This window comes from Nostoc sp. UIC 10630 (genome assembly GCF_010747425.1).
GTDB lineage: Bacteria > Cyanobacteriota > Cyanobacteriia > Cyanobacteriales > Nostocaceae > Nostoc.
Genome location: NZ_JAAGOG010000096.1, coordinates 1 through 17464, shown reverse-complemented (window position 1 = coordinate 17464; position 17464 = coordinate 1). Strand labels below are relative to the sequence as shown.

Below are 17464 nucleotides of genomic sequence, written 5' to 3'. Positions count from 1 at the left end.
TAAACCCTCCCTTTGTTAAAGGAGGGGAGAATTATATAGTAATTGAAGCTTATATAGCGGTAGCTAAATTATTTTGACTAAATTTATTATACTGGTCTGCAATATGCTGCATAACTGTTTCAGCTATCTCTTGACCATTAGTAGCGGCTGTATGGATTACTATTGAACCAATATTTAACCCACCACCTCTACCTATAGAAGAAGCCAATTGGGACTGTTGCTGCCTATTAAGGATAGCTTCAGTTGAGTTAGCTATTACAATTCCAGCACCAGCAGGGGCAGCTTTTTGCTCTCTACTAATAGCTGACATGAGTGAACCAACATTAAGTCCATTAGCAGCATTTGGGGTATCCAATGCCCTAATCTGAGCAGCACCAGCCTCTTTACTTAATCTACCTTCTTGTATAGCTTTCTTGACTCTGTTGACTATCACATCTTTATTATGATTATCAACGTCAGCGCCCCTCAAGTTTTCATCAGTCTCGTTACCAGTTGCAGTAATAAAAGCATCCTTTATGGTCTGTAGAGGTTCATGAATTATTTTCCTTACAGCTTCAATTAAATCTCTTACGTCTTGCATAACTGAAGGTAAATCAGCTCTAAATACATCCACAATTAGCTTAAAGGTGGAAGTAAAAAACTTACCTATATTTTCTAACCAAGGGATAAAGTTATCTACAATACCCTGCCAATTATCAATAATCCTTTTGGTAATGAAAGCACCAATTATTGCTCCTAATCCTACAGGACTTGACGCTGCTGCTAAGGTTAAAGCTACCGAAGTAACATAAGGTAATAAGCCTACAACTAATAAAGTATCAACTAATAAATCTACACTCTTAGGGTTGAGATTACCTATAAGTGTTCCAATCCCATTAATAAGACCAGATACCCCTTTAAATATTAAACGCCCTAATTTTTCAATATCTACTGTATTACTAAAGCCATTTATTATACCAGCTATCTTTTTACCTAAAGTGCTAAATATATAATCAAAGTTTAACTTCGAGGCTAGATTAGTAAAGGAATTAATTCTATCTCCTATACCATTACCTATATTCTCAAAATTGAAAGAGTTAAAAAAGTTGGAGACACCCTCACCCAGTTTCCTTTTTAATTCTTCCATATTATTGCTAGAAGAATTAGTAAAACTTAAAGTAGCATTTAAGCTTTCAACCCACTTGGTAACATTATTAATGCCGCCTTTGAGGTACTTTAGTATTCCATTAGGGTCAATCCCTAGTTTATTTAATAAACTACCTACAGTAGCAAATAAACCATTATCACCTAATAAGGCTTTTAGAGTATCATTAAACGCATTTAGAACAGATTGGTTGCCTTCTGTCTTGTCATCTAAATCCTTAAGTAAACCAAAAATACCTTGAGAGGGATTAAATAATTTATCCTTAAGGGATTCTAATAAACCATTAACTGAATTACCAGCAGCTTTAATAGTGTCTTCAGTAACAAGTTGACCTTGAACTGCTTCAAGTATTTGTTTTCTTTCCTTAACAGTTAGCTTCTCTAACTTCTTACCAGATTCAGATAATTTCTTTTGTACTAAACTTAAGAAAGCTGGGTTACTTTCAGCAAATAGCAGTTTTTCTAACTCAGATATTGAACTACCACCAAGGAATTTTGCTGTAAATTTAGAAACATCCTTTGAAGCAACATTAGAAGCTGCTGCGAGGAAGCCCATACCTCTTGTAATATCAGTTAGACCATTAAGGAAGGCTCCTTCATCAAATACCCCATTAGCATCTACAAAGGCAGGTACAAGGTTATCTTGAATGCCTAATGCTAGTTTCTTATATTCTTCTGTGCTTCCAGGTAGAGAGGAGGCTATTTGATTAATACGTTTATCTAGGTTACTAAATACCTTTTCAGCATCTGCAAAGTTACGACCTGTTAATGCGGCATAAGTTGAGGCTGCTGAAATATTATTTAACTGAATATCAGCCGCTTCTTTAAATTTAGCAGTTAGAGCTGATACACCTTTTGATAGCCCTGCTGATAATGCCTCAGATAAAAGATTTGCTCTAAGTGTAGCCCCCTCTATTAGCCCCGTTAGTCCTTTAAATACCCCAGAAGCTTTATCAGAAGCCGTGAGTACAATATTTACATTATTTCCATTTGTTGCCATTTATTATTAAACCATTTCCATTTGGTCTTCAGAGAAACCCCACTCAGCTAACTTACTTTCCTGTTGCTTATTAGCCTTCTCATTTTGCTGGGCAATATAAAGATAAAGGTGAAAGAGACAGTCTGATATTTCCATCTCTTCCATCATTAAGTAGGAGGAACTAATATTCCCTCCACAGGCTATCATTAGTAATTTATAAAGTTCTGTAACTGTAAAGTAAGGTTGCCCTTGAACACTAATCCTTAGATTTCCTTCCCAAATAAGCAAGCTTATCCCGAAAGTAACCAATAGCAGCAGCTACCCTCTCAATATCTTCTAACTCTAAAATATCTAATAATTCCTCAAAAGATACTTTAGACTTCTTACCAAACTTAGTGACACAAAGGGAGGCTAACTTTAGAATAGCAAAGCTATCAGTTTTATACTCTTCAGGGGACGTTTTAAGAAATCCTTCAAGTAATAAAAACTGTTTAGCTTTAGGGGATTTAATTTGTACAGGAGTACCATCAGTTAATTCAAAATCAACTGTCTGTTCATCTTGATTATAGACAGCTTCAAATTCATAAGACTTTTCTACTTCAGGTAAGGCAGCCCCAACTTTATCTAATTCTTTTACTTCTTCAATTACTAATTTTCTAGCCATTATCTTTATTTAGTTATTATGCAAATGTAAAGGATTCATAAGAGAACTCAAGAGTAGTTACAATAGTCTTAGAGCCATCTCCAGTGTCCACAGAAGCCATCAATTCAGAACTAGCAATCCTACAGCCAGTAAGCTTCCAAGACTTAGTTCCACGACCTTGTACTTCACCAGTTGAAGAACGTTTAATAGGGGTAATACTCATATCAAATACATCACCTTCTTCATGGTCTGCAAGGAAACTATTGATAGCATCATCAGACTCAGGATCGTAAGGTTTGCTGACTGTGACATTAGCATTAGATTTTGTACCACCACCAGCAGTCCTTTCAACTTGACTTAAGCCATCATTGTAGGTAGGGCGTTTGTAAGTTGTCTTTATACCACTAAACGTCGTCCAATAAACATTAGGAAGCAAGGTTAAAGTGATAGTAAAATCAGAGTTAGCAACAGGATTAATCGTTGATAAAATTGCCATATTTTTATTTATTTTATTAATAGTTTAAGTAGGCTAAAGCTTATCTTTAACCTACATGATATTAGATTAGGCAGCAGGTAATTGAGTAGCAACAGTCTGCGCCTGATTTATGGGCAATGTACCAATGCTTACTCTGATTGTGGAAATCAACAACTTCTCTAAAGCAGGGGCAGGAACTGCATATACTTCTAGAATTACATTTCCTCTTTCCAACTCTTCTTTAGAGTTGTTAGTGAAGTTGCAGATAACCTCAAAAGCAGCAGCTTCAGTAGCACCAAAAAGCAATCTACCTCTCCACAATCTATTGCACACTGAGAAAGCTGTTTGAGAAATTGCATTCAACAACAAACCAAACCCATCAATGGAAGTGAAAAGGTCATTATCAAAACCTGACCTGAGTGTTCCATTAAGAACATTCATAATGACTCTAGTAGGAAGGAAAGTGTAGAATTCACTAGTAGAGCGAGTTCTCATTCCCCAAACGACAATTCCCTTGTTTCTCAGGTTTCTGATAACATTAACCCCAATTGGGTTGAGGATTTCTTGCTGTTGAGTGTTAACTTTGGTTACTACGTCAAGGACTCCCAGAACTGGGAACTTGGCACCTGCACCAGGTTGTTGTAACCCTTCTTCTCTGAAGCGTCTTGTGTGTAGACCAGCTACAGCAGCAGAAGGAGGAACTACAGTACTCTCAAGGTCTATTAAATAAGGATAGAAGAACGCAGAATGCCCTTGAGGTGAGTTGTACAGCAGTGCTTCAGTTTGAGCTTGAGCTGGTGTTAAACCTACACCTGGATCAATCAGAGCAACCCAATCAAAAGCGGGGTCAGATGCTTGTGCTTCTAACGCTAAACCAACGGCTTGACGGTCAGATTGCAGACTTAGTAATTGGAATGCTTCAGGAGCATAGATAAAACCTTGTGTATAAGCATCTTCAGCATCAAAGCTGTTCTCAACTGCATAGACATAATCAATTGCAGCAGGGGTTGTAGGAGTTGTAACTGTTAAAGTTAAATTGGTTCCTACTGCCAAAGTTGGACTAGTAGCAATAGGGTCATCGTTGCGTACTATCAGAGCATCAGTAGTCAAACCTGCGCCTGCTGTTACTGAACTAGCTACTGCTGAAGAGTTGATAGCGGCAATTAAACCAGAGACGATATCAGGTTTTGTAGGCGTACCTGTAGCTACATAATTTACTGCGGTGCCAGCAATAGTTACAGTATATGTACCTGCTGCTGCTGTGGATACTGTAACTGTACGTCTAACAGCTATAGGGGTGCGAATAAAGAATACAATGGCTCTTTTATCATTTCTGAACAAAAGGCGGATTGAAGCTTCACTGGGGCTAGCACCAAATTGATTTGTAAAGTCTACTAAACTACTTACTTGAGTTGGGTAGAGGTAAGCTCCAGTTGCTGAGGAACCAATAATATAGTGAGTTTCAAAACTAGCTATATCTAATACTCGATAGCCCTGTGTAGTTTCTTGAATACGTACACCTGGGCTTTGAAAGTTGGTAAACAAAGATACCATTTTTTGTAAATATTTATTTAATAATATTAATTGTTGAATCTTCTATATAAGTAGAAGTATTGCTTTTTATAAATTCAGGTTTAGCCCTGTTAGTCCTAATGGTTATTTCAGATAAAGAAGGTGGATTTTCAATGTTGTAGTAATTAGCAGGTTGGATACTTGAGATATCAGGAAAATCAGTTGTATTGAAAACTACATCAAAAGCAAAATTGAGGTTTACTAACCAATCACCATCCTGTTGAGCTATCCTTTCTACTGTTACTGAATCTTCAACTTCAGCAGGCTGAAATGACTTAATATTTTCATCTGGTAATTGAAGTAAGGCTAGTAAATGGATAGTACTAATTACTCCTTCTAATCCGCTAAAAGGCAATACATCATAAGCTAAATCGTATGCAAATCTATAGGTAATTCTATAGGGCAATCTTACTGAAGTTTCTATTAAGTTCAGTCCTACTTTTTTATGAACTAAGTTTTGTATTGGAAGAGCTATAGCACTGCTACCTGGTTGATAATTATTTGAAGTAGGACTATATAAACCTTCTGGTATATCTAAATCCCAAGCATCAATCTTTACCCTAATGGTTAAAAATTCTCTAACTTTCTGATGGGCTAATTGTATATTCATTTCTTATCCCTCTGTCCAGTTAAAATTAATTTATATACAGTAGAGTGAGTATCATCTACATAAACTAAGCTATAAAGTTTAGGGTTATTAAAAGATTTAGTAGCAGGGTTAGAATAAACAACAGTACCATAAGTTACTGGCGGGTCTAAAATAAATATTGCTCTATTCTTACCCTCTGGTTTAAATAATGTAATAGGGTAGACTTTGGGAATCTCTACTTCAAGGTCATTGACTGTTACGTAAATTGAGTCAGCCCCAGGTATACTTATCTGTAGATTGACATATCTAGGGGAGACTGAAGTTATATAAGCTTTGGGATTTATTAGAGTATCCTCTGTACTAGGAGCACGAGTAATAGGGTCTGTTACTGTATGTCTTACTAGCAGATATCTACGCTGTGGAACCCCTAAGGAAGTCTCTACTTGCGCTAGCTTATTTTCAATTTTAGCCAGCTTTTCATATAGGTTCATTTGAGTTTATTGATTCCTTTAGCTATATTCTGTTGTAAGTTTTCATTAATAACAGGTAGCGACCTATTCACCATCTGCACTTTCTTTTCAACATAAGGTGCATAAATTACAGAGTTTGATAATGTTACTGATTTCCTGTTTACAGTTGTAAGCCAACCTGATTTTAGTGCCCCTGTTTTTACAGGAGTAACATTCTTAACTGTATTCTTTGCAAAGTCTGCTGTCTCTTTTAAAGCAGTCTTTAATATCTTTTCAGTAGTGAGTTTCCCATCAAATAATGGACCAGAAGCCTTAATAGTGTAATTAAACATTTGACTTACCAGTAGGCTACTGTTGAATTGCGTTTACTAATAGGTGAGTATTTGTTGTAATGAACTCCTACCTTTAACAGTTGTCCCAATTCAGTTAGTAACCTAGTACCTTCTGATTTCAGGTGAGCTACATGACTGCTGTATGAAAATTTGGTTTGGCCCCTTGACTCTTTTACATAACTTAGAGAAAGGGCCTCTTTTAACAAATCATCAATAATCACCAACTCATCCAAAATAGTTAGAGTTCTATCTACTACAGTGTCAGAATAATTAGAAGTTAATTCAGTTCTGATGAGAGAACTAAAGGCAAAGAATCCTAAAATTCTCTCAAACTCCTCAGCTTGAACTGTGGTGAATTGTGCCATGATTACTGAATTGCCAATAGACCAGCAATACCTTTATTACGTGTCTTAACTTGCAGTTGAGGCTTAACGTAGATAGCATATTTCAATGCATCTGGATTAGAGCTAGGTAGTTGCTCAACGGCAAACTGCATACCATTGTTATTTTGAGTATTGCTTTGACCGTAGGTGTAAAGAGTAACTTCAGACTCATTTACAAAGTACATTGCATTAGCTGTGCAGTAAGGGTCTTGAATGATAGGACGACCAGCATAACTAACACCAGAGAAACCTAAATCAGCAATACCGTTGTTCAGTTGAGGATTCAAAACTGAGGTAGCAAATAATGCTTTGTAAGCAGCAACAATTGTAGGAGAAGTATAAATTGCAGTAAAGTTAGAACCTTTAGTGGCAATACCAGTTTCTACTGTTTGTAGTAGAGCAGCAGTCAATGCACGGTTGGTACCATTGGTGTTTAGATAAGGTGCCCACAGTGTATAAGTAGCGGGGTCAATTCCAGCATAAGCAGCAGCAGCCACAGCAGCTCCCATACCAACTACTCCACCTTGAGCAGCCAGACCTGTACCAGAGTATATATATCCACTTAAAACTTCAAGGATGGCACGTACACCACTTTGTACTTCATAACCAAATAGGTCACGCAAAGCACCACGCCCAGCATTTTTAGCTTCTTCAATGTCTTCTTTTTGAACTTGGAAAGAATGACGTAAGCGGTTAGTACCAATAGCCAATTGAGCTGAAACAACTGAATCTTCAGAGAAGGTAGAGACATCAGCAGTTGTAGCTTCACCTGTTACAGTAGCACCACCAACGTTAGCATTCCACTTGATTACTTTTTGACCAGCAACTTTCTTTTGTACGCGATTCAAAACAGGGTATTGATTCAGTTGTAAAGAAGCTACTTCTTCATCAACTACCAACTGTAAACTATTAATTGCACTAGCAATAACTGCCATAATATTTTATAAAATTATTTAATGTTTTTATGTAAATTAGACTGAGAATGATTCAAATAAGGCATCAGCAGCCTTAAGTTTTTGATTAGGGTCAACTGGAGTTACTTTTGTTTCCTGAGCATCTGAACCTCTAACTCCTGAAGCAGGTACAAATGCTTTTCCATCTTCTGAGGACAGATAAGAAGTTAGTGCCTCTTCTAAAGTTGAAACGGTGTCACCTTGATTTACAAACCACTTACCATTTTCTTCTATGATTCTTTCTGCGTTATCAAGTAAGAATACTTTCTGCAATGTTGCAGGGCTTAATGCTTTACTGTTAGCAATTACCTGAGAAACTGCACTGCTACGTTTAGCTGTAATGGTCTCTTTATCTTTGTCAGCTAATTGTGTCTTAAGGTCTGTTAACTGCTGTTCTAAAGCCCGAAGAGTTAGCTTATCTGTAGATGGTTCAACAGATTCATTAGCTGTAGGTTGAGGTGCTTGAAGTTTCTTAATCTCTTTAGTAACTGATGCTGCAAGTCCTTGATTAGCTTTGGTAAACTCTGAACTAATTTCAGTTTTAAAAGAATTTAGGGAAGCATCAATTAAGGCTTGAATTTCTTGTTCTGTCATTTTAAATAATCCTGTATTTATAGGTATCTATTTTTATAGTTAATAGTAAACTTATCTGGTTTTAACCTTAGCCAGTTGGTTGATCTTCTATACTATAAAAGTGTCCCCAGTTTTAATTGAGGCTAGTAATAACTCTATTTCTTTGTTTACTTCCTCTTTCTGAGAGGCGGATAAATTACCAGTTAACATTCCTACCATCTGTTCATAAATTACCTTTAAGGCAGAAGGGGGTAAGTTAGCTTTCAGGCTACCTATATTTAGTTTGCTGACAGAATCCAGCTTCATTAATACAGAGTCTAAGGTGTCATTCTCAAAACTATTCAGACCAGTGACAGAAATTTCACTACCATCTAAACCTTGTGCTTTGGCAACCAGTTGTAGTATGTCTTGGTAAGCATCAATAATGATTTCTCCATAACTTCTCAGCATACTTTCCTGTTTAGCAAAATCCATTTGTTTAGAGACTCCAGATTGAGCTAAAGCAGCATTACCACTACTTACACCACCAGCAGCTACCAAATCTCTCACTTGAGTTTCTATAGATTGTAAGCTGTTAGACATGTGCTCAATCATGTAACCATGAGGCTCAGACCACTCAAACTTCTCTAACTCAATTACATGCGCCAAACCTGTTGGTAGAGGTTCCTGATTTTCATAAGAATTCTCGAAGTCTCCATCAGGAGTTTGAATTCTTTTGAATGTTCTCTGGAAGTAAGCCATTGTCAACAAATCATATTTGCTGCAATCAATTCTCAAATGTTCCAATGCTTTAGAGGCTGCTTGATCACAAACCCAAAGTTGGTCAGGTAGTTCTAATTTGATAACTGGTACTGTGCCAAACCCATGTTCTATAGTTGACTGTAAACTAATAGCCGTGTCAGCATTAATCATCTCACTATTAATCTTAGTGATGTTACCTTTACCATCAATCTCCACAAATGCAGAGTACTTAACAACATAAGTGCCATCAATAATTGTCCAAGTACAGACCTTTCTAGGGGCAGCAATAGGGTTAGAATTATCTTCTGATATCTGTCTAATCTTTAACCAATTAAGTTTACCTTTACTCTCTGACCAGTTGATAACCTGAAGAGGGCTGTAATTTACAATATAGGGGCGAATACCTAATGACTCCTCTTGTAATCGATTAACAGGAATCACATCTGACTTATTTTTATCTACATGAACAAATATCTTTTTGAACTTTAAAAGTTCTCTAAAGATTAATGTAATTAGATTCTTTTCTGAACGTCCAGCTAAGTCTGTATTCTCCCTAAAGGCTGACCAAAACTTAGGGTTAACATCTAGTCCCTCAACAGTCATAGGGGCGTTAGCAAGCTTAGAGACCTGCTCATTTACATTTGTAGAAAGAATGTTCAGGTAGGTATGTTTCTTAAGTCTAATTTCATAAAGCTCATCTATCTCACCTGGTCGTCTTGGGATAAAATGTCTAATAGCATTCTTTAATTTATAACCACCTGAAATTAGTAAATCAATTTCTTGAAGTGCAGGTAGCATATCAATATACTCAGAGTGCTTTGACTCTAAGGTTTCTAAAAGTATTTGATTGGGATACATATTTAATCTCTAAGTTGTTTATTTTGAAGAGCGTTATATAAGCTACCTATGCAGTATCTAGCAGCATCAATTGTGTGGTCTTCTTGATGGTCTGCTGGTTTATTTACCAACTCACCTTCTGAATCAGTTGCCCTGTGATAGTCTTCAAATTGAGATATCAATTCAACTAGGTTAGCTTTAATAAAAAGATTATCTTGGTAGAATAAATTATTCATAATATCTATACTTGGCATTAGTCCTAACTTAGTTCTACTGACCTCTACAGCCCTGCTCATACCAGGTATATTCTCACGTTTACCTAATATTCTTGCTGACTTAACTGAACCACCACGGTCATCAGGAAGATAGCATCTGTACACATTATATTTAGTACAAAGTCTAGCCATCTCTTTTAGGAAAATTTCCTCTGGAATAGTCTCTCCAGAGCGATTTAGCCAGAAGTCAACTATGTAAAATTTACTTCTATCTTGACTTAACCCAACTATTACGATGCTTGGATTTCTGTCCCCCCAATCTGACCCGCAATAAAAAGACAGGGTGTCAGGAATGTCTTTTATATAATGTTTTTCAGATAGCTGATCAAATAACTGACCTGAGAAGTTTTCAAATGAAGCCTGATACTCTTGTTTATATGATTTCTCAGGCATCTGAGCCTTAGCTTGCCTGAGTTGTTTTAGAGGGAAGTGAGGATTATCTTTAGTTGTGAAGTGGTAATAACTCCACTCTGCTAATTCTTTTATCTTTAAATAGAACTTATATAATGAATGATTCTTTCCCTTGGGAGTGGCACATAATGTGGCTGTTGAACCTGGGGTATCACCTAATGCTGGAAAAACTACTTGTTCCCAAACATCAGGTTTAATATCTTGAAATTCATCTGCTGCTACAAAATAAAATTTAAGTCCTCTTAACCCATCCCCACAATCATCATTTGTTCCTCTTAAAACAATGTCTGGTTTTCCACCTTTAAAAGTTATTCTATAATCTGAATGGTTAATATTTTTTACAAAAGGAGCATCCTTTAACATCCCTACAAGAGCTTTCCAATGTACTGCCTTACACTGCTTTAGGGTCGGCATTATTAGAGCAATTGTTGGAGGAAAGTTAGGGTCAATTGGTTGGTCATAGGTTAAGGCATTAACTATAAGTTGAGTTCTTAGTAAATGACTTTTACCAAATCTTCTCCCACAAACCAATAACCTAAATCTATTTGGGTCTAAAAATATCTCCTTTTGTTTAGGATGTAATTTAATTTCAAAACTCATTTACAAATCCTCATCTCCAGCCAAGGATTCTTCCTGTACAGGTTCTGAGTCTTTAACAATTAATGTGTAAGAAGATATAGGTTCAATCTTTTCAGACCACTCCTCTCTTAATGAACGGATGGCATCAACTGCTACCTTTGGTTCCCTCTTTGTTAGGCTTACTATTTCTCCTCGGCTACTTTGAGTTTGATATTCATACCCATCTACACACATCCTTACAATGTTTTGTAATTCTAAAGTGCGGTTGATTTTGGAATGCAAATTTACTAAACCAACTCTGATAGCCAACTCCAAAGTTAGGGCTTCACTTTTCTGAAGTTCTTCAACTTTCTTCTTTGACTTAGTAATCTGTGTTTTTAATTGCTGCTCTGATAGTTCAACCCCAAACTTATCCTTGAACAAGACAGTCATTTGAGGTTTACTCAGATGAGGTTGAATTGATAAAAGTAATACAATAAAATCTCGCTGAACTTGTGCCAGCATTAATGCTTTGGTTCCCATAAAAAAAGGTGCTAAGGAAGCACCACATAATATTTAGATATCTATTCTTTAAAACTGTCCTAAAGTAACCCTAGAACCTCATTAGAAAGTAGCTGTAAAGCATCAAGGTATATTTCACCCATCCAAGTCTCTATACATGTCTGTTGGTCATCTTGGTAGTGGTAATGGCGCAGTAATAACCAAGATGCCTCACTACCTATAAAGTGAAATTCAATAGCTGCTCGATGTAGTGCTCCTAACCCCCATAGAGCTAGTTCAAGATCAGCAGAATCAAGCTGCCCAAATAGAGAATTTCCAGGTTTCAGTTCACTTGAATCTCTATAGAGGCGAGGTAGATATTGGTCAACATCATCAAATGTTCCTTGGAAATATAAATCTAAACATTCTTCCAAAGAAGAGGAATCAATATAGCTGGTCAATAATTCAGTAGTCATAATTTATAATCCTTAAAATAATTAATAAATTTAATAGTTGATAAAATAATTAAGGGCTAACCCAACAATCAGTAATCAAATCCTTCCAATCTTTAGTGCGGTGACTACACTCCAGGTAAGTTAACTGCTGAAGTCGGGCATCAGTGAATAAAGGAGAACTTAGATGTCTAGAATCAGATTCAGCAATCACTTTTCTGTTAGCGCTAAACCAATCTGAAATCTGCTGTTTTTGTCTATCTGGTAATGCAGGGTTATCAAGGTATTCTTTAATAACTGGATTCAGCCCATACTTATTCTTTAACTCTGAGTAATTATCACCATGCAGTTTTCTAAACTTTTTACCTAAATTTGTTTTACTAATTTTAAATATCTTGGCTAAACTTCTTAATGAATAACCCTGCTTGTAAAGTTCAAATGCTCTTTGAATTGTTTTATCAGTTGACATAAAAGTTAGTTTAATTTGTTTGCTTTGATCCTTCTAATATATGATGAAGGTAATATCATAAGGTGAGCATTATTCTAGGGTATCTTAATAGCCTCTGCGAGGCATTAGAGAGGGAGAGATAAATTATTGGTGGGCTTAAATTGACAGGTTGTTTTTAATACTACTTGTGAGAATTCTGACGACCTCCCTTTTAAGGAGGCAGTTAAATAAATCTACCTATTAAAAAACCTCCCTGTTAAAGGAGGCTTCTATTAGTTACTTATTTGATTTATGCTGCTTTAGCACTCTTTAATTTAGGGAATTGAATAACGTTGTCTGTCTTAGCTGGCTTTATTAATCTCCCAGTTCTGTAAGCTTCAACAATTGAATTATTTAACTTTTCTATTGTTCGACCACCTACTACACAATTGAACCCTTCTTTAACTAATTTAGTCTTAAACCAAAAATGAGATTCAATACAAGAGTTATTAAGAAAGTTATTAACAAGCCTCTCTGAGATAGCCTGGGTGTCTATAAAACTTACTTTAACCTTTGCTCCAGGGAACCTAGTAGAGGTCGTGTCATTGACCTCCTGGATATAGCTTTTAGCCTCCCAGCTAATCCCTACAGGTGAGGTGAAGATTAACTCAATTGATTTACCTTTATAGTGTTCAAGGGCTAGCTCAAGGTAGTGCTTTTCAAGTATTGTAACTTTTACGTTTTCTTCTGAAATTGTTCTTGACTTTAACTCATAGATTTTAACTACTTTTGGAAGCTGCTCAACAAAATCAAATCTCCTATGGCTACCTGGGTTAAATGTATCGTAGACTGGAACCTCAAATTTGAGATTAATATTTGAGTAACCAGCTAACTCTACAAGCTTTAACTGAAGGGTGGGTTCAATAGTATGGGTGGATTCTTCAATCTCTTTTTTAACTGAGGTCTCAATAGCTACTGAACCAAGTGTTTGAAAATCTTTAGCAGCTTGTGAAGAACCTTGAGTTAAGTAGCTGTAGGCGTGTAAAAAATCACCAACCCAAAGTTGATTTATTTTACCTAGTGATAATTTATTTTGTTCTTGATATAGTTTTTTAAATAAAATTAATTTATCACCCTCTAACTTCAAAGCCTTACCAGCTAACCTTTCCAACGAGGTCCCTTTTAAGGACGACGTTGATTCAGACTTATTAGCCCAATGTTTCTTATAATCTTCAACATCTAGACCTTTAGCTACACTTAACTCACTCATAACATAAAGAGCATTCTTACCATTACTATCTGCTACCCACTTTAATTTATATTCCTCAGTCAATCTACAAAGTTCATTAACTATAGTCTGGTCAATATTAGGGTTTACTGATTTAATAATTGATTTCAATCTAACTGTGGAATTTGAAGGAGAATTAATAAGTGTCATATTTTTTAAGTATTATTATTATTTAAGGTCTTTCTCAACCTTATATAAATATGATACTCAGTATGTATATTAAAAAGGTAGGCAACTCAATAGCCCCCTGTTTTACTAGGAGGCTGTTAGCTGAATTAAATTTAATTGAGTTAGTTACGATCAGTAAAATCTACAAAGTCACGTTGGAAGTCATTATAGGAGGCTAGAGTACCTTCTTCTAATTTAGGTTGTAAAAGTAGTTTACCTACAAGTAACCCAAGTACAAAGCTGAACAAAATCAAAGTGAAAATAATCAGGGTGATAATAGCAATCATAATAATGTTTCCTATATTTTGTATGGTAAAAGGTTCCTTAAAGGCAGGAACCTTAGTGGTTAATTATTGAGCTTCATAATAGTAGGTAACAGTTCTAACAGCCTTGCCATTTGTCTGTAGGGTATAGGAAACTGAATGATTGGTAATCTTAGGTTTATTTGTTAAAAATCTGAAGAAGTTAGCTAATTTGATAGACATAAATTTAAATCCCTTTTTGTTTTCTATATATACATAGTACTATTAAGCTAATAGCAATAGGTAGGCAGTATCTATTAGTAAACAACTGTAAAAATAGTTTTAAAATAATTCTACAAATGCCTATATTTTACCTATAAAACTATTGATAATTGTATAAATATTTGTTAGAATATATATATGAAAGGTGAGGGGAAGGGAACACTTCCAGCCACTAATGGAAAAGGGCATCAACACTACACTAAGGTTGCTACACCCATTAGGCTTGAACAATAGAGAACGCACCACAGTTTAAAACTAACTTTCGTAGGTAAGACAGCCTTAAAAACTTGAACAGCCGCATTATTCCTTAGTTTGGCGATGTGTAGATAAAAAAGCAAAGGACGCTGGTAGAGACTCCGGTAGATAGCTAGAAGTGGTCAACCTTAGACGTACTCCGCAGTAATTTTAGTAAGGATTTATCCCCAGGTTTTCAGCGATAGCAAAACCTAGCCTAATGGCTAACAACTGCTCTAATAGGCAGCTATTAGCTAAAAGAATTTAAAGTAGCCTGCAACTATACCTAATAAATTTAATTAAATTAATTATGAATTTAATATATAAAGGCCAAGCTCTGATTATTGATGAATGTGACTTAGATATTTTAGAATCATATCTTTGCTATTGGCACGAAGATGGTTACTTAAATGTATCAAACCCAGACAATAATATAAAGTGTGCTGGGATTCATAGAATAATTGCTAAAAGAATGGGTTTGAGTTTATTAGGACAAATAGACCATATTGATAGATGTAGATACAATAACTCCCGCATTAACTTAAGATCTGTCTCTATACAGCAGAATAAATGGAACTATGGTAAGGGTAAAAATAACAGTACAGGGTATAAGGGAGTGTCTTTAAGAAAGACTACTGGGAAGTATCAGGCTTATATTAAGAAAGATGGTAAACGTATACATATAGGTTACTTTAATGACATTGTTGAAGCTGCTAAAGCTTATGACGTTAAAGCTATAGAATTATTTGGAGAGTATGCTGGTACTAATTTTTGATTTCAGCCATTCCTCTTAAAATAGTTGACAAACACTACCCCTGCGATAACTGGTAACAGTTCACTCCAGGGGTTTTGTAGTATATAGGTATATCTGCATTCAGGAGATCCATTATGGGGTCTGAATATGATTAGGCTGCTAATAGTAAATGAAGCGCAGGAATCTCAAACTGAAGTGAGCTACTACTGTGTTAGGTTAAGCGCTGCGCTGGCTATAGGGGAATGAGGAATTACCTGTACATTTTAGATTTCTATATTTAACTAATCTAATGCCCATCCCTGTGGAGTGCTTATTATATAAGGCTTCTACTTCTAGTTCTAAAATTACAGAACTAGAACTAGACTGAGCTGCACATTTTAGATTTCTATATTCACAATTCTTCAGTTGAAAAAACCCATGAAAAAGGAGGGGAAAGCCCCTCCTTAAAAATGAATGTTATTATTTTCTTACTATCACGTAAAAAATTTAACAATACCTGAGATAGCACCAGCCAGAAAAAAGCTTATTTTATTTGCAGCGATAAACTGCATCACTGGCTTTGTCAAAGTCTTAAAACCCTTCACTGTATTATTCAAAGCAGTCTTCCTTTCCCAGCTATCCACCATTGAGGAGGGGACAACAAAATGCACGGAGTAATAGGTATACCCACTGCCAGGGTTAGAAGACTTTGCTGGTGCTGTCACTTCATAAAATATAAACTCCCCAGTGCTAAGTGGGACATAAAAGACATCTTTACCAGCTACTAATGAGCTAGAGACAAGTTCACCTGGAAACTGACCTTCATACATCAGTTCAAATACTTCATCCCTGTAAGTTTCCTGCGTTTCGGAAGAAGCTCTCTGCAAATCTTCTAGAACAACAGGTAGGTGCTCAATTATCAGGTTCAGTTTGTGGTTCAGGTGCTGGGGTCTGTACATAAGGGGCTGTGTTGGTAGAGTATAAATCTGTTACCAAGCCCTCTTCTATCAAATGTTCAAGTATTGAAGTAGCCAGGTGCTTCTTCTGCACTTGTTCATTTTCAGTTGGAGGCCGAGGCGCAGAAAGGGGTTTTTTGTTGAACATAGATTTACTATCAGATCTGGTCGTTCATTATAGATAGGCTTTACAAGAACCTGAACCTATCCCACTAATAATATCTGTGCTGCAAAGCTTAGGCTTATTGAAAACTGAAAACGAAAAATCAAGGTTTTCAGGCACATTTTACAAAAAGAAGTAGGGATTTTTAGAATAGTCGGATAGGTTCAAATTATTCAATTGTCAAATTAATGGGATACCCCCATGATTCAGCATTTTTGAGGTGGGTCAAAATGCTGAATCACTATATGTAGAGGAATAGGAGGGGGAATTTTAGCAAGGTAGGTTGAAATGTCCATTTGTTTAAACCGTAAGTTGCGAATAGGAAAAGATAGTAAGTTCATGAACCTAACTCCATTGTTACTGGAGTAAAAAATCACTAACTTAACTAGAGCCAAAACAGACAGACTGATTTAAGTGATTGCGATTCATTTAAATCAACCAGTGCTACATGTAAGTGGCTTAAATCAATATAACCAGACTCAGCAGTAAGCTGATTAGTGTTAGCCACACCTAGTAATGTCGGTTAACCCTACAGTAATTAAAGTAATAAATTATATAAGTGTTCGGTTAACCAGACAGAGTATTTAGCTAGGGTAATCACCTGCGATCGCATTTATATGTCTGTCAGGTTTAGTTAACTATAGGAGATGAGAAACCAGTTAAAAGTGATGAATACTTGGTTGGCTTATAGCCTGCGGTGCTAGGGAGAGAATGAGGAATTGAGCCTTAATTTTGGGCGGCAGAGTTAAGGTTTTTTGCTTAATTAAACTAAACCTAAGAAGATAGCAAATTAGGGAGAGTGAAGGAAGGGAAAGAGGTAGGAAATAAAGGTAGAGAAAGGGGAAACCAAGCCATCTAGGGATAGTATGCAAATATATTTCTACAAGTAATATACAGTAATAGTTTCCAGCATTTTCTCCTTCGTCCTGCTCTCTAATCGATATCAATTATCCCAGTTATTTCAGTATTAAATTTGTTACAATTATAGTATAACAAAACATAAAATATACTTAAGCAAAATGATAATCAACAACTCCTCTAATATTGACCATAGTGGACTTTTACATAATAAGAGTACAAATAC

The 17464-nt window shown here is 36.0% G+C and carries 21 protein-coding genes; 1 reads left to right on the top strand and 20 read right to left on the bottom strand.

Features of this window, described 5'->3' with window-relative positions; all coding sequences use genetic code 11:
- Positions 1-49: 49 nt before the first annotated feature.
- The 19 genes from G1O98_RS21065 to G1O98_RS40770 all read right to left on the bottom strand — a co-directional run bounded on the left by G1O98_RS21065 (position 50) and on the right by G1O98_RS40770 (position 14255).
- On the bottom strand, positions 50-2143 hold the full coding sequence (locus G1O98_RS21065) for a hypothetical protein (protein WP_163931404.1): 2094 nt from the start codon (positions 2141-2143) through the stop codon (positions 50-52).
- Positions 2144-2149: 6 nt separating this feature from the next.
- Positions 2150-2329, bottom strand: a complete 180-nt coding sequence (locus tag G1O98_RS21060) for a hypothetical protein (RefSeq protein ID WP_163931401.1) — start codon at positions 2327-2329, stop codon at positions 2150-2152.
- Positions 2330-2378: 49 nt separating this feature from the next.
- Positions 2379-2786 carry a hypothetical protein gene (locus tag G1O98_RS21055; RefSeq protein ID WP_163931398.1) on the bottom strand — a complete coding sequence of 136 codons (408 nt, stop codon included), beginning with the start codon at positions 2784-2786 and terminating at the stop codon, positions 2379-2381.
- A gap of 16 nt (positions 2787-2802) precedes the next feature.
- Positions 2803-3261, bottom strand: coding sequence for a hypothetical protein (locus tag G1O98_RS21050; protein ID WP_163931395.1), 459 nt, complete (start codon positions 3259-3261; stop codon positions 2803-2805).
- Between the two features lie 66 nt (positions 3262-3327).
- Complete coding sequence (locus G1O98_RS21045) at positions 3328-4794, bottom strand: phage tail sheath subtilisin-like domain-containing protein (RefSeq protein ID WP_163931392.1); 1467 nt, start codon at positions 4792-4794, stop codon at positions 3328-3330.
- Positions 4795-4807: 13 nt separating this feature from the next.
- Entirely contained in the window at positions 4808-5422 is a 615-nt protein-coding gene (locus G1O98_RS21040; RefSeq protein WP_163931389.1) for a hypothetical protein, read from the bottom strand.
- Complete coding sequence (locus G1O98_RS21035) at positions 5419-5892, bottom strand: hypothetical protein (protein WP_163931386.1); 474 nt, start codon at positions 5890-5892, stop codon at positions 5419-5421. The genes G1O98_RS21040 and G1O98_RS21035 overlap by 4 nt, the downstream gene beginning before the upstream one ends.
- Positions 5889-6203, bottom strand: coding sequence for an HK97 gp10 family phage protein (locus tag G1O98_RS21030; RefSeq protein WP_163931383.1), 315 nt, complete (start codon positions 6201-6203; stop codon positions 5889-5891). Before G1O98_RS21030 ends, G1O98_RS21035 begins: the two co-directional genes overlap by 4 nt.
- A gap of 5 nt (positions 6204-6208) precedes the next feature.
- Positions 6209-6568 (bottom strand): hypothetical protein, encoded by a 360-nt coding sequence (locus G1O98_RS21025; RefSeq protein ID WP_163931380.1) that lies wholly within the window; start codon positions 6566-6568, stop codon positions 6209-6211.
- Between the two features lie 2 nt (positions 6569-6570).
- Positions 6571-7521: a phage major capsid protein gene (locus tag G1O98_RS21020; RefSeq protein ID WP_163931377.1), complete on the bottom strand. Its 951-nt coding sequence runs from the start codon at positions 7519-7521 to the stop codon at positions 6571-6573.
- Positions 7522-7557: 36 nt separating this feature from the next.
- Positions 7558-8133: a hypothetical protein gene (locus tag G1O98_RS21015; RefSeq protein WP_163931375.1), complete on the bottom strand. Its 576-nt coding sequence runs from the start codon at positions 8131-8133 to the stop codon at positions 7558-7560.
- Positions 8134-8220: 87 nt separating this feature from the next.
- On the bottom strand, positions 8221-9711 hold the full coding sequence (locus tag G1O98_RS21010) for a hypothetical protein (RefSeq protein ID WP_163931372.1): 1491 nt from the start codon (positions 9709-9711) through the stop codon (positions 8221-8223).
- A gap of 2 nt (positions 9712-9713) precedes the next feature.
- Positions 9714-10976, bottom strand: a complete 1263-nt coding sequence (locus G1O98_RS21005) for a terminase family protein (protein WP_163931368.1) — start codon at positions 10974-10976, stop codon at positions 9714-9716.
- Positions 10977-11477, bottom strand: a complete 501-nt coding sequence (locus tag G1O98_RS21000) for a hypothetical protein (RefSeq protein ID WP_163931364.1) — start codon at positions 11475-11477, stop codon at positions 10977-10979.
- 59 nt (positions 11478-11536) lie between these two features.
- Positions 11537-11911, bottom strand: coding sequence for a hypothetical protein (locus G1O98_RS20995; RefSeq protein ID WP_163931361.1), 375 nt, complete (start codon positions 11909-11911; stop codon positions 11537-11539).
- A 49-nt stretch (positions 11912-11960) separates the two neighbouring features.
- Positions 11961-12356, bottom strand: coding sequence for a helix-turn-helix domain-containing protein (locus G1O98_RS20990; RefSeq protein WP_163931358.1), 396 nt, complete (start codon positions 12354-12356; stop codon positions 11961-11963).
- 268 nt (positions 12357-12624) lie between these two features.
- Positions 12625-13752: a hypothetical protein gene (locus tag G1O98_RS20985; protein WP_163931355.1), complete on the bottom strand. Its 1128-nt coding sequence runs from the start codon at positions 13750-13752 to the stop codon at positions 12625-12627.
- A gap of 140 nt (positions 13753-13892) precedes the next feature.
- Positions 13893-14057, bottom strand: a complete 165-nt coding sequence (locus tag G1O98_RS20980; RefSeq protein ID WP_163931351.1) for a hypothetical protein — start codon at positions 14055-14057, stop codon at positions 13893-13895.
- A 63-nt stretch (positions 14058-14120) separates the two neighbouring features.
- A complete protein-coding gene (locus G1O98_RS40770; protein ID WP_275941788.1) occupies positions 14121-14255 on the bottom strand; it encodes a hypothetical protein in 135 nt (44 codons plus the stop codon).
- 583 nt (positions 14256-14838) lie between these two features.
- On the opposite strand from G1O98_RS40770, the gene G1O98_RS20975 reads away from it, so the two are divergent.
- Positions 14839-15303, top strand: coding sequence for an AP2 domain-containing protein (locus tag G1O98_RS20975; RefSeq protein WP_163931348.1), 465 nt, complete (start codon positions 14839-14841; stop codon positions 15301-15303).
- Between the two features lie 452 nt (positions 15304-15755).
- Here the strand turns inward: G1O98_RS20975 and G1O98_RS20970 are convergent, their stop codons facing one another.
- Complete coding sequence (locus tag G1O98_RS20970; protein ID WP_163931345.1) at positions 15756-16220, bottom strand: hypothetical protein; 465 nt, start codon at positions 16218-16220, stop codon at positions 15756-15758.
- Positions 16221-17464 lie beyond the last annotated feature (1244 nt).